11 protein-coding genes are annotated in these 12,212 nt (G+C 70.0%); 9 read left to right on the top strand and 2 right to left on the bottom strand.

Going from position 1 to position 12,212, the window contains the following annotated elements; translation table 11 throughout:
* The first annotated feature begins 73 nt into the window (after positions 1 to 73).
* Positions 74 to 1,663, top strand: a complete 1,590-nt coding sequence (locus ABTU82_RS04975; RefSeq protein WP_407172117.1) for a sensor histidine kinase — start codon at positions 74 to 76, stop codon at positions 1,661 to 1,663.
* 19 nt (positions 1,664 to 1,682) lie between these two features.
* Here the strand turns inward: ABTU82_RS04975 and ABTU82_RS04970 are convergent, their stop codons facing one another.
* Entirely contained in the window at positions 1,683 to 2,336 is a 654-nt protein-coding gene (locus ABTU82_RS04970) for an arsenate reductase/protein-tyrosine-phosphatase family protein (protein WP_407172115.1), read from the bottom strand.
* Positions 2,337 to 2,414: 78 nt separating this feature from the next.
* Between ABTU82_RS04970 and ABTU82_RS04965 the strand changes: the two genes are divergently transcribed.
* From ABTU82_RS04965 to ABTU82_RS04955, 3 genes are all read left to right on the top strand, one after another.
* Entirely contained in the window at positions 2,415 to 3,272 is an 858-nt protein-coding gene (locus ABTU82_RS04965) for a CPBP family intramembrane glutamic endopeptidase (RefSeq protein WP_407172114.1), read from the top strand.
* 85 nt (positions 3,273 to 3,357) lie between these two features.
* Positions 3,358 to 3,636: a helix-turn-helix domain-containing protein gene (locus ABTU82_RS04960; RefSeq protein WP_116648583.1), complete on the top strand. Its 279-nt coding sequence runs from the start codon at positions 3,358 to 3,360 to the stop codon at positions 3,634 to 3,636.
* Positions 3,637 to 3,788: 152 nt separating this feature from the next.
* The gene (locus tag ABTU82_RS04955) at positions 3,789 to 5,978 is read left to right on the top strand and encodes a hypothetical protein (protein ID WP_407172112.1); all 2,190 of its coding nucleotides are present in this window, start codon (positions 3,789 to 3,791) and stop codon (positions 5,976 to 5,978) included.
* A 4-nt stretch (positions 5,979 to 5,982) separates the two neighbouring features.
* Here the strand turns inward: ABTU82_RS04955 and ABTU82_RS04950 are convergent, their stop codons facing one another.
* Positions 5,983 to 6,516: a hypothetical protein gene (locus ABTU82_RS04950; protein WP_116648585.1), complete on the bottom strand. Its 534-nt coding sequence runs from the start codon at positions 6,514 to 6,516 to the stop codon at positions 5,983 to 5,985.
* A gap of 248 nt (positions 6,517 to 6,764) precedes the next feature.
* On the opposite strand from ABTU82_RS04950, the gene ABTU82_RS04945 reads away from it, so the two are divergent.
* The 5 genes from ABTU82_RS04945 (at position 6,765) to ABTU82_RS04925 (ending at position 12,208) form a co-directional block, all read left to right on the top strand.
* Complete coding sequence (locus ABTU82_RS04945) at positions 6,765 to 7,325, top strand: RNA polymerase sigma factor (protein ID WP_407172110.1); 561 nt, start codon at positions 6,765 to 6,767, stop codon at positions 7,323 to 7,325.
* The gene (locus tag ABTU82_RS04940; RefSeq protein ID WP_407172108.1) at positions 7,322 to 7,789 is read left to right on the top strand and encodes a hypothetical protein; all 468 of its coding nucleotides are present in this window, start codon (positions 7,322 to 7,324) and stop codon (positions 7,787 to 7,789) included. The genes ABTU82_RS04945 and ABTU82_RS04940 overlap by 4 nt, the downstream gene beginning before the upstream one ends.
* Positions 7,790 to 8,067: 278 nt before the next feature.
* Complete coding sequence (gene pstC / locus ABTU82_RS04935; RefSeq protein WP_240606961.1) at positions 8,068 to 9,180, top strand: phosphate ABC transporter permease subunit PstC; 1,113 nt, start codon at positions 8,068 to 8,070, stop codon at positions 9,178 to 9,180.
* A gap of 8 nt (positions 9,181 to 9,188) precedes the next feature.
* Complete coding sequence (gene pstA / locus ABTU82_RS04930) at positions 9,189 to 10,541, top strand: phosphate ABC transporter permease PstA (RefSeq protein WP_407172106.1); 1,353 nt, start codon at positions 9,189 to 9,191, stop codon at positions 10,539 to 10,541.
* A complete protein-coding gene (locus ABTU82_RS04925) occupies positions 10,538 to 12,208 on the top strand; it encodes a phosphate ABC transporter substrate-binding protein PstS (RefSeq protein ID WP_407172104.1) in 1,671 nt (556 codons plus the stop codon). Before pstA ends, ABTU82_RS04925 begins: the two co-directional genes overlap by 4 nt.
* Positions 12,209 to 12,212: the final 4 nt, after the last annotated feature.

Here is a 12,212-nt window from a genome sequence, read left to right as displayed (position 1 = left end):
GTCGGTCCGATAGTGTGCGGGAGTGCCCGTGCCGGGGCGATCGTGGATTCGCGCGGCTCCGGGGGGAAGCACCATGGCGGACGAGATAGGCGACGCGGCAACGAAAGAGCACTGGACACGGTTCCTGCGAATGCAATTTCCGGTGGCCGCGTCGACGATGCTGCTCCTCGCGCTCTTGCTGGTCCTGGGCGTCGACGTCGCTCGCCCCGGGTTGCTGGCGACCGGCACCGCGATCATCCTGACCGTCGTGGTCGCCTCGCTGTTGATCCCTTGGCGTCGGCTGCCGACCATCGCGCAGGCGACGATGCCCCTCCTCGACATCGTCGGCGTTGCTGTCCTGGCCGCCGCGCTGTCGGGCGCGATCGACTCCGTCGGTGTGCTCGTGGCGTTCCCCGCCGTCTGGCTGGGTGTGTCGTTCGGGGCAGGCGGCGCCGTCGTCGGTATCGCCGGGGCCCTGGTGGCCTCCGCCGTCACGGTGCTGGCGACGCCCGTCGAGCAGCACGCGGCGCAATGGGCCTCGGCCTCCATCGTCTTCATCGTCGTCGCGGTGATCGTCTGGGCGGCGACCGTGACCGTCACCGCCGGACGGGCCGCCCACGCCGCGAACGAAGCCGCCGTCGTCGACGCCGAGCGTGCGAGCGCCGCCCTGCGGTCGTTCTTCGAGCGCGTCGACGCCGGGCTTCTGTATCTCGATGAGCGGGGCAAGGTGGTGCTGTACAACAACGCGATCATCGGCTTCGGCGAGCTCGCGCGGCACGGCGCGGGCGACGTCGCCGGATCACGCGTCTACGCCGCCGATCAAGTCACGCCGCTGCCACCCGACGACCAACCGCTGGCGAGAATGACGCGCGGCGAGAGCTTCGCCGACTTCCTCTACTGGGTCGGCCCCCGCGGCGGGCAGCGCGCGCTCGTCGCCAACGGCCGGTCCATCGAACGCGCCGACGGGAGAGCGGCCGGGGCGATCCTGGTCGTGCAGGACGTCACCGAGATCCTGCGCTCGAACCGTGCCCGTGAAGACGCCCTCGCGACGCTCGCCCATGAGCTGCGCACCCCGCTGACGTCGATCGTCGGCTACAGCGAGCTGCTGCTCGCCGACGACCTGGGCGTCGCAGCATCCGCCCGTGTCGAGATCATCTCGCGCAACGCCGAGCACCTGCTGTCGCTCTCCGCCTCGTTCCTGGACGACCTGCACGGCGAGGTTCCTCTGGTGCGCGAGCGCCTCCTGCTCGGCCGCGTCGTCGATGACGCGCTCGAGGTGATGGACGCCGCCCCGGGTTTCACGGATCGGGAGGTGATCCTCGACGTCGCGCCCGAGCTCTGGGTGCTGGCCGATCCCCGCAGCATCGCGGAGGTGCTGCTCAACCTGCTCGGCAACGCCGTGAAGTTCTCCCGCCCGGGCGGCCGCATCTCGATCACGAGCGGCGAGGACGACGCGTTCGTGTGGCTGGACGTGAGCAATTCCGGCTCGCGCATCGACCGCGAAGACCTCGAGCGCATCTTCGACCGCTTCTACCGCGGCGGCAACGCGCAGCGGGGTGCCGTCGCGGGCACGGGTCTCGGGCTCGCCGTGAGCCGCCCGATCGTCGCGGCGCACGGCGGCACGCTGACCGCCGAAGACGTCGACGAGGGCGCGTCGTTCCGGCTGTGCCTCCCGCGCTACTGAGCCGCGCTCGCGGCGGGCCTCAGGCGAGGGCGATGCGCAGCACGCGGGCGACCTCGGCCAGGCCGGGGGCGAGTTCGGTCGCGGACTGCTGGTAGACGTCCCACGAGCGGCGGTACGGGTCGACCACGTCGTCGTCGGCGGGGTCGACCGGAGCGTCGACGTCGTCGCGGTGCGCGCGCAGCAGAGCGAGCGCGGCGCGCACCCGGGCGTGGGGATCGGCTCCGGCGGCCTCGACCTCGTCGCGGATCTCGGCGTCGCCCACCTTCTTCGCGAGACGCTCGAACTCGCGCACCGTGAAGGCCGATCGCACGCGAGCCGGCGCCAGTGCGACGACGTGCGAGCGGTGCTCGCGGCTCATGGCCAGGACGAGATCCGGCCCGGTGAGGTGCAGCTCGGTCAGCCAGCGGGCGCGATGCGCCTTCGAATCGGCGGTGGGCACCCCGAAGGCTGCGGCGAGCTTCGCCGACTCGCGGGTCATGGGCTTGTCGACGAGTGCGTGGGTGCCGGCGCTGGAGACCTCCACGTCGAGCGGGGTGAGCGCCGCGCGCAGGATCTGCTCCGCGAGCGGCGAACGGCAGATGTTGCCGGTGCAGACGGTGAGTATCTCGATGGTCGGGCTCACCTCGGCGTTTCCCCCACCTCGGAACAACGAACTCAGATCCAGATCCAGCATGACGACCCCCCGGCGCGCGCGAATGTACGTGGGCCCAGGACCGGTGCTCGGGGTGGCAGAGCGGTAACGTGGGCGCTGATGAGCGAGTCTAGTGATGCGCCGAGCAGCACCCCGGCATCGGGGATCGTCATCGACGAGCCGCTCGACGATGTCGACGCCGAGTCGGAGCGATCCGACGAGCGATCGCGCGGACGCCGACGCCGTGGCGACGACGCGACCAGGCCGCGGCGCACCTGGCGCGAGGGCGGCACGTCCGTCCATCGCTGGGGGTGGGAATTCGTCGGTTGGGCAGTGCTCGCCCTCGGCATCGGCGTGCTCGGGGCGACCGGGGTGACAGCGACGATGGGCGGGGCCTCGGCCGCGCTCATCGCCCAGATCGTGCTCTGGGTCGCGTTCGCAGCGGTGGTCGTGGCGGCCTTCGCTCGATCGGTGCCCCGCGGGCTGCTGCGGTTCCGCCCGGTCGACCTGCTGTTCGGCCTCGTGCTGGGAGGGATGCTGCGCCTGGCCCAGGGCTGGGTGCAGATGCGCGCCGGCGGCGACGGCGGCTGGCCGAGCTACCCGAGCCTGGGCGGCTCGCTCCCGTCGTCGTGGTTCTTCGACGACCTGCTCGCGGACGTCGTGATCTCTCCCGTCGTCGAGGAGTTCTTCTTCCGCGGGCTCGTTCTCGTCGCGGTCTACACGGCGGTGCGACGGCTGGCCGGGCGCGAGGTCGCGATGTTCGCCTCGGCGATCGTGTCGACAGGGTTGTTCGTCGTCGCGCACGCCCTGCTCGCCCCCCTTTCCTGGGACGCGGTCGTCTCGCTCGCACTCGTCGGTCTCGTCGCGAGCCTGCTCGTCCTGCTGACGGGGCGGCTCTGGCCGGCGGTGCTCGTTCACGTCGTCTACAACGGTCTGTGGGTCGCGATGGCGACCGTCGGAACGCTGCTCGCGGCCTGAGCGCGCAGCATCCTTCGATGGATCACGCATCTCTCAGCATGTAAACCTGTGCATGCACGCATGTAATGTGCGTCAGTCTCGAAGCATGCATGACGACCCGAACCAGGCCTGGGAGCAGTACACGGCGGCGCTGGGCGTCGCGCTCGCGCGTGCGCGGGCCACGCGGGGACTGTCTCAGGAGCAGGTCGCCTACGCCGCCGGGATCGCCGCGTTCTCGTACCGCAAGCTCGAGAAGGGCGAGTCGAACCCCGGCACGCCCGCGAACCCGCGCCTTCGCACCCTCGTCGCGCTGGCCGGCGTGCTCGGGGTTCCCGTCGCCGCGCTGCTGCCGCCCGATCCCGACGGCGTCACCGCCTGGAAGTAGGGCCTCACCGCGCGTCCGCGCCGAGGGTGCACGGGGCCGGACGACACGCATGCAGCCGGTCACATCGGTGAGGTACAGTACCGCCGTCCGGCTCGACCGCGGGGTGCGCACAGCGCCGAACCGGACGCAAGCGCGGCGCGGGGGAGGCCTGGGTGGAGCACCGGTATGCCGTGGGGCGTTGGGCTTCCACGGCGGTGGCGATAGGAACCATCGCCGCGCTCGTGGGGGGTGTCGTCGCGCTGTCGTATGACCGCCCGTCGCGAGTGACCGATCATCAGCCCGCAGCCGGCATCTGGGTCGTCGACGAGAGCGCGGGTCTGCTCGGTCGAGCCGACCCGCGTACCGGAACGGTCGACGCCACGATGGAGCTGGCGGCCGGGGACGTCGAGATCGTGCAGTCGTCGAACACCGCTGTCGTCATCGACCGGACGCGTTCGGTCGCCTCCGTCGTCGACGCCGCTGCCCTGACGCGCAGCGACGAGGTGCGCCTGCCCGCGCGCGATGCGCAGGTGACGTTGGCGATGGTCGATCAGAGAGAGCCGGTCGACCCCCTCCTGGACGCGGTCGTGCTCACGCCCCGTGCCGGCGACGTCTGGATCATGCCCGTCGGAGACGTCGGGCGCTTCGACGCCGACGCGCCGCCGGCGTTCTCTTTCGGTACGGGCGCGAGCGCGGCGGTGGGCGAAGAAGGCCGGCTCTACGTGGCATCGCCGCGCGACGGAGCTCTCTACGAGATCGACCACGACGGTGCCCACCGCCGAGCGGGTTTCACCCCGTTCCGAGGGTCGGCGTCCGACCCGGTGCAGGTCTCGGTCGGCGCCGGCGGCTGGAGCGTGCTCGACCGCGCGGCGAGACGCGTGATCACCGACGACGGTGTCGTCGACCTCCCCGGCGATTCGGGCGAGCTCGCCCTCGAGACGACGCTCTCGCCGACCATCGAATCGGCACCCGCGACGGCATCGTCCGCCGACGGCACGAGCGTGACGTTGGTCGCCGCCGACGACGGGCTGGTCGAAGCATCCATCGATCGGGTGAGGTCTCTCGTGCGCGTCGACGGGGAGTCGCCGGTGCGCCCCCTCCGGCTGGGCGACTGCGTCTACGGCGCGTGGGAGTCGCACACGCTCGCGGTCGGGTGCGCGCAGACGGCTCGGCCGGCAACCGTGGGTCATGCCGAGCCGTGGTCACCCGCTCCCGAAGCGCGCCCGCGACTTCGCACCGACGGGCACACGGTCATCGCGAACGACGCGGCGACCGGTCACACCTGGGCGATCACGCCCGACGGCTCGCGACCGTTCGTCTGGACGGGCGGTCACGACTCCGACGAGGTAGACCTCTCGGGACCGAGCCCGAAGACGGGGGTACTCGACGAGGCGTCGCCGCCCCGTGCGGGCGACGTCCTCGCGCCCGATCCGCAGCGCCCCGCGCCCGACGCGGGGAGCACGGTGACGGATGCTGCGGTCCGGTCCGAGCCGCGGCCGCTTGCCGCCGAGGGCCCCACCGTGCTGAGCGCCGGCGATGTCGAGGCGACGGTCGACGAGAGCGCGGGCACGATCGCCGTATCGTGGCAGCCGTTCACCTCGGCCGGATCGGGTGTGCTCGGATACCTCGTGCAGCGATTGGCTCCCGGCGACGAGGCGGGGACGTGCGCGATCGACCAGGGGCGAGCGACGGTGGCCGGCGGCGAGGTGCGCGCGACCACCGGCACGTCGACGCTCTACGGAGGGGAGAGGCCGCCGGACGGCGGCTACCGCTTCGTCGTGACCGGCTACACCGACGGCGCGTGCGTCTCATCGGCGCCGATCGAGGTGCGACCGACGCCGGTGCCCGGTGCCGTGGGAGACCTCCGCGGCGAGATGGCGTGGATCGGTACGCGATGGGACTATCGCGTCTCGCCCGGACAAGCCCCCCGCTACGAGGTGGAGAGGCTGGATGCTGCCGGGGCGGCGACAGGATCGACCGGGGTCTTCTCCGAAACGGCCGTGCCGCGCGAACTCACCGGCGGGGCCTTCGGGGAGACGGTGACGTTCCGCATCCGCGCGTGCGCCCCGTGGGGCGCGGATGCCGCGTGCGGTCCGTGGACCGAACACGCGGCACCCGAGCCCTCGCTCGACTTCACGCTCGCAGACCTCGCCTACTCGGAGGACACGGGCGAGTGGACGTGGAGTGCGCTCCCCGACAACGGCACCGCGAAGGTGCGGGTGCTCGGACTCGGAGGAAGCGGCGCACAGTGGGAAGCGGGTGCGCTCTACTGTCGAGCGAACGCCCCGGTTGCACCGGCGGACGCCGTCCTCACGATACGAATCGACGGCCAGGTGCGCGAGGTTCGAGCGAACGAGCTCTGACGCGTCATCCCTCGATGCTCATCGACTCGGCGCGGTTGCTGAACGTTCCGAGATTGTTGGACACCGTGAGGGGGCCGAACTCGGTGCCGCCGTAGTTGACACCGTCGAAGAGGTATCCCTCGCAGCCGTTGTACGCCTCGAACGATTCGAACCGGTTGCTCCACGTGCCGAGGTTGGGGAAGCTGTGGATCAGGCCGGTGCAGATCGCCGGATTCGTCGTGAAATAGCTGACGCTCGCCCCCGTCCGTCCGGTGGCGTCCCACCCGGTCGCGAGCAGATACGTCGCGGCGCTCGCGGCAGCGGTCGCCGCGGAACGGCTCTGCGCCCCGGTGGGTACGGCGACGAGCTGTGTGCCGGTGGCACGTTCGATCTGCTCGTGCGGGTCGAGGGAGGCGTCGAAGCATCCCATCGTGTCGTTGTCGACGTTGTACCAGCACGACGGGGTCGGTTCGGCCGCCTGGGCGGTCGAGATCGGGAAGAGGCTGAGCGCTCCCACGGCGATGGCGGTGAGGGCGGTGATGCGGCGAGTGATAGTCACGGCCGCAGTCAACCGCGACGAACCTCCCGCTCGAAAGTCATGGCGGTCGACCGTCTGCTGAAGGTTTTCTCCCGCGGATGACGTCTCGATGGACGTTCACTGCGGAGGGTAAGGAACCGGGCTGCGCGCACATATAGAGAAGTGCGAAATCACCGGATCTTCGAGCCGCTGCGCCCGCCGAGCGTCACCCCGGTCATGGGCGCGGCGCCGCGTCCGAGATGCGTTCCGCGCCGGTCTACACTCACCTCGTGGTGGGGGAAACCGAGCGGCGCAGCGACCGCGAGTTGCTCGATGCCTCGTCGCGTCGCAATGAGCACGCGTTCTGGGAGTTCTACCATCGGCACGCCGAGGTGGTCTTCGCTGCCGCGCTCGATGAGCTCGCAGACGAGGACGAAGCGCAGGAAGTCGCGCAGCACGTTTTCGAGACGGCGTGGCGCAAGGCATCGAAGGTGCGTATGGTCGCAGGCTCGGCGGAGGCGTGGTTGATGCTCACGTGCCGCAACCTCGTGGCGAACAAGAAACGGAGCCTGCAGCGCAGGCCATCGGTAGAGGGACTTGATGATGCAGCGGCTAGCATGCTCGAAACGCGCACGGCGCAGCGGGCTCGCGATCAGCAGCTGCTCGCTCAGGTGGAGGACGAGATCGCAGGCATGCCGGTTCTCGATCAGCACGTGTACCGGGCCGTTCTCGTCGAAGGCCGAAGCTACGAGGAGACCGCCGCGTCGCTCGAGATCTCCGTTCCCTCCGTCGGCAAGCGCCTGCATCGCGTGCGGGCGCGCATCCGCGATCGGTTCGGTGATGAGCGATGAGCGATGACCCCCGCCTCAGCCCGGAGCGTCGCGCCGCGATGCAGACCTGGCTTTCCCGCCGGATCGACGCCCGACGCCGCCGCCGTCGCGGGTTCGTGATCGCCGGCGCCGTCGGCGGAGGCGTCGCGGTGCTCGGGCTCGCCGCGTGGATCGTGGTCGCCCCGCAAGAGGTGCAGGAACGGTGGGTGGACTGCTACGCCGCCGTCGACACGGACGCCGCGTTCGCGACGGCCGTGCGCTCGAATGCCGATGCGGTCGACGACCGCACCGCCGCCGCGCTCTCCGCGTGCGGCGAGCTGTGGAAGCACGGGCTCGTCGACGGCGTCGAGCACGTGACCGCGCCCGAGTTCGTGCTGTGCCAGCGCACCGACCGTTCGCTCGCCGCGTTCCCGCTTCTCGGCGGGGTCGCGGCCGGTGAGGTGTGCACGAGCGTCGGTCTGACGCCGCCCACCCGCACCGACTGACGCTCACGCGAGGGCCGGCCCGGAGTCGGAACGCACGCTTCGCCGCGCCCGGAAACCGGGGTCATCGCGCGGGTAAGGGTTCGCAGATCGGCACATATGTGTGCTGATCGCCGATCCTTACCCCCGACGCAAACGTTCACCGAACCGCCTCGAATTCGGCCTTGACCGTTTCCTCGGCGCGTCTTGGGCGAGCTCTCGACGGTGAGCATGCTTGTGCTGTCGCGACGGAATCTCCGGATCGCACCCCTTCCTTCTCGAATGTGATTGGTGACTCGCCCGTGCCAGAAACTCCCCGCGATCCCGCCACGCCCCTCACGGGTGGGGTGATCGCCGAGGCCGACGCGCTGCGCGATCTGGGGATCGATGCGCCGGTCGACGGTGACGACCCGCAGCCGACGCGCTCGGAGCGTCCCGGCGACACGGATCGCCCTCGGAGCCTGCCCCAGGTTCGCGGGCTGACCGACAACATCTTCCGGGTCGGCGCGCACGGCGGGGGAGTCGTGGTGCTGGCGATCATGACCCTCGTCGGGGTCTTCCTCGCCGTCCGCGGCGCGGAGGCCATCGCCGCGGCCGGGCCGGCGTTCCTCACCGAGCAGGACTGGGAGCCCAACTCCGGGCGCTTCGGCATCGCGGCCGTGCTCTTCGGCACGGTCACGATCGCGCTCATCGCGATCTCGGTCGCCGTGCCTCTCGCGCTGGCGACGGCGACCTACATCTCCGAGTACGCCCCCGAGGGCATCCGCCGCTTCCTCATCGGCATCGTCGATCTGATGGCGGCGATCCCCTCGGTCGTGTACGGGCTGTGGGGCATGTTCTGGCTGGAGGGCAGCATCCTCCCCGTCTCGCAATGGATCTCCACCCATCTCGGCTGGATCCCGATCTTCTCGGTACCGCAGTTCGACCCCGACAACCCGCTGGCTACGCCGACGGTCTTCACCGCGTCGGCCTTCCTCGCCGGCCTCGTCGTGTCGATGATGGTCGCCCCCATCGCCGCGTCGATCATGCGGGAGGTGTTCAGCCAGGCGCCCATCAGCGAACGCGAGGGGGCGCTGGCGCTCGGGTCGAGCAAGTGGGGCATGATCCGCACGGTCGTCTACCCCTTCGGGCTCGGCGGCATCATCGGAGGCACCATGCTCGGGCTCGGCCGCGCGCTCGGTGAGACCATCGCCGTCTACCTCGTGATCAGCCCGATCTTCGTCATCAACTGGCACGTCCTGTCGACGGGTACGAACTCCATCTCGTCGCTTATCGCCCTGCGCTACGGCGAAGCATCCCAGTTCGAACTCTCGGGGCTCATGGCCGCCGGCCTCGTGCTGTTCCTCATCACCATGCTCGTGAACTTCGTCGCGGGCTTCATCATTCAGCGCTCCCGTTCGGGGGCCTCGAGTTGAGCACCGATATGACAGACCAGATCACCGTCACCGGCGACCCGCGCGGGCGTACGCACCGACGCGCCTCGCTCGCGGGCCACATCACCCGCACGCAGGTGCCGGGCCGCGGCCGCATCCCGCACTCGGCGCGCCCCGAGGAGCGTCGCAACCTCTCGAAGGTGCGCCGCGACGACATCCTCCGGGTGGTCGGCGCCGCCGTCGCGGCGATCGGGGCAGCCACCTGGCTGTCGACGCAGATCCTGCCCTTCGAGGGTGCGCTGCCCTTCGTCCTGATCGCCTACGCGCTGTTCGTCGGCTTCTTCGTCGTGCTCATCAGCTTCGACGACGACAAGATCACGATCCGCGACCGCGTGGTGGCGGTGCTCATCCACTCCGGTGCCGTCGTGCTCATGCTCGCCCTGGCGGTCGTGGTGGTCTTCACCCTCTTCCGGGGTTCCGACGCTTTCCTGCAGCCGAACTTCTGGGTGCAGGACCTCTCGCTCGCCGGCCCCCTCGACCCGCTGAACGTCGGCGGGATGCTGCACGCCGCCGTCGGCACGCTCATCATGATCTCGATCGCGCTCGCCATAGCGATCCCGCTCGGGCTTCTCACGGCGGTGTGCCTGGCGGAGTTCCCCTCGCCCTTCACCCGGATCGTGCGGACGGTCTGCGAGGCGATGACGGCGCTGCCCTCGATCGTCTGCGGCCTGTTCATCTACGCGACGTACATCCTGATGTTCGGCTTCGACAAGTCGGGCTTCGCCGCGTCGCTCGCGATCACGATCATGATCCTGCCGATCATCATCCGCTCCGCCGACGTCGTGCTGCGCCTCGTGCCGCAGACGTTGAAGGAGGCGTCGCTGGCGACGGGCGCCTCGCAGTGGGCGACGATCTGGCACGTCGTGCTGCCGACGTCGAAGTCGGGCCTCATGACCGCGATCGTGCTCGGCACGGCCCGCGGCATCGGCGAGACCTCGCCCGTGCTGCTCACCGCCGGGTACACGACGTTCTACAACTTCAACCCGTTCTCGGGCCCGATGGTGTCGTTGCCGTTCGCGACGTTCACCCTCGTCAAGAGCCCCGAGGCGACGCAGATCGCGCGGGGGTTCGGTGCGGCAGCCGTTCTGATGGTGCTGGTCTTCGTGCTCTTCCTGCTCGCCCGCATCATCGGCGGGCGAGGGGCGGGCGTCCTCTCGCCCCGCGGACGTGCCCGCGCGCTCGCGGCTTCGGCCCGCGACGCCCAGCGCTTCCTCTCGAAAGACGCGGCTCGTCGGTCGGTTGCCGCGGTCGACCCGCCGGGTGCCGATCCCGTCCGGTCGATCCCCGGGCGTGTCGAAGGGTCCGGCGACTCCACCCGGCCGACGAACGGGGAGGAGCGATGATCCGCCGCCTGAGCCGCGCCCGCGCGGTCGCCGCATCCCTCGGTCTCGTTCTGATCGTGCTCGGCGTCTTCGGCACCCTCACACCGGCACAGGCGGTCGGTTCGATTCATGCGAACATCGTCGGCTCGGGCTCCACGTGGTCGGCGAATGCGCTCCAGCAGTGGATCCGCAACGTCTTCAACAACTACCAGTGGAAGATCACGTACTCCGAGTCGGGATCTACGCAGGGTCGCAACGACTTCGCCAACGGCACGGCAGACTTCGGCGTCAGCGAGATCCCCTACGGGATCGCCAACAGCAACGAGGCCGATTCCCCGCCGACCCGTGGGTTCCGGTACATGCCGATCGTCGCCGGAGGCACGGCCTTCATGTACAACCTGCAGATCGCGGGCAAACGGGTCACCAACCTCCGGCTGTCCGGGGAGAACATCGCGAAGATCTTCACGGGCGTCATCACCACCTGGAACGACCCCGCCATCGTCGTCGACAACCCTTCGCTCTCGCTGCCCGCGACGCCGATCGTGCCCGTCGTACGATCGGACGGCTCGGGCACCAGTGCGCAGTTCAGCACGTGGATGCGCCAGGAGCAGACCGGTCTCTGGGACGCGTACTGCGGCAAGGTGGGGCGCCCGTTCGTCAACGGTCACTGCGGCATCACGAGCAACTACCCCACGGTCCCGGGCAGCGGATTCGTCTCCAAAGCGGGTGCCAACGGGGTAGCCGGATACGTCGCGCAGGCTGCCGCCGTGGGCTCGATCACCTTCGTCGAGTACTCGTACGCGCTCAACTCCAAGTTCCCCGTCGTGAAGATGTTGAACGACGCGGGGTTCTACACCGAGCCGACGGCATCGAATGTCGCGGTCGCGCTGCTGCAGGCGCGCATCAACGAGGACAGCACCTCGCAGAACTTCCTCACGCAAGACCTCACGAACGTCTACACGAACGTCGACGCGCGGAGCTATCCGCTATCGAGCTACAGCTACATCATCCTTCCCACGAAGGAGGAGTCGAACTTCACCCAGGACAAGGGACTCACTCTCGCCGACTTCGGCTCGTACTTCCTCTGCGAGGGACAGCAGCAGGCCGAAGCGCTGGGCTACAGTCCGCTTCCTGTGAACCTCGTGCTCGGTGCGCAACAGCAGATCACACAGGTGCCCGGAGGAGACCCCGCCAAGACCAACTTCGCGATCGCGAGCTGCAACAACCCCACCCTCGACCCGAACGACCCGCGCGGCAACGCCCTGGCAACGCGCGCACCGATGCCCCAGGACTGCGATCGATTCGGGGTTCCGCAGTGCCTCACGGGCACGGGAGGCGCTCGCGAGATCTCCACCGCGGCGTCGAAGACGGGCGAGTCGGGGGCAGGCGGTGCGTCGAGCGGATCGGCGGGCGCCGGTGCGTCGGACTCGGCAGGTGCGGTGGATGCTGCGGCCATCGCCGATCCCGGGGCGACCGGCGAGGCCGTGGTCGATTCGGTCGCCGCGAGCACGGTGCTCGCGGGTACCCCCCAAGACCTCGCCGTTTCGCACCCCGGGGTGCTCCCCGCCATCGCGGTCACCGGTGCGGGTATGGGGCTGCTGCTCGCGGCCGTGCTGCCGCCCCTGCTGGGGCGGCGCTCTCGAACGGCCCTCCTCGTCCACCCGACCCGCGGTTCGCCCGCACGCTGAAGGA

The organism is Microbacterium deferens (assembly GCF_045517775.1).
In the GTDB taxonomy this organism is placed as follows: Bacteria; Actinomycetota; Actinomycetes; order Actinomycetales; family Microbacteriaceae; genus Microbacterium.
This window is presented reverse-complemented; position numbering and strand designations above follow the sequence as displayed.

Bases quoted from the DNA above. Each gene is read 5' to 3' on its own strand.
- ABTU82_RS04975 (WP_407172117.1), top strand. From the start codon at position 74: ATGGCGGACGAGATAGGCGACGCGGCAACGAAAGAGCACTGGACACGG.
- ABTU82_RS04970 (WP_407172115.1), bottom strand. From the start codon at position 2,336: ATGCTGGATCTGGATCTGAGTTCGTTGTTCCGAGGTGGGGGAAACGCC.
- ABTU82_RS04965 (WP_407172114.1), top strand. From the start codon at position 2,415: ATGAGCGAGTCTAGTGATGCGCCGAGCAGCACCCCGGCATCGGGGATC.
- ABTU82_RS04960 (WP_116648583.1), top strand. From the start codon at position 3,358: ATGCATGACGACCCGAACCAGGCCTGGGAGCAGTACACGGCGGCGCTG.
- ABTU82_RS04940 (WP_407172108.1), top strand. From the start codon at position 7,322: ATGAGCGATGACCCCCGCCTCAGCCCGGAGCGTCGCGCCGCGATGCAG.
- pstA (WP_407172106.1), top strand. From the start codon at position 9,189: ATGACAGACCAGATCACCGTCACCGGCGACCCGCGCGGGCGTACGCAC.
- ABTU82_RS04925 (WP_407172104.1), top strand. From the start codon at position 10,538: ATGATCCGCCGCCTGAGCCGCGCCCGCGCGGTCGCCGCATCCCTCGGT.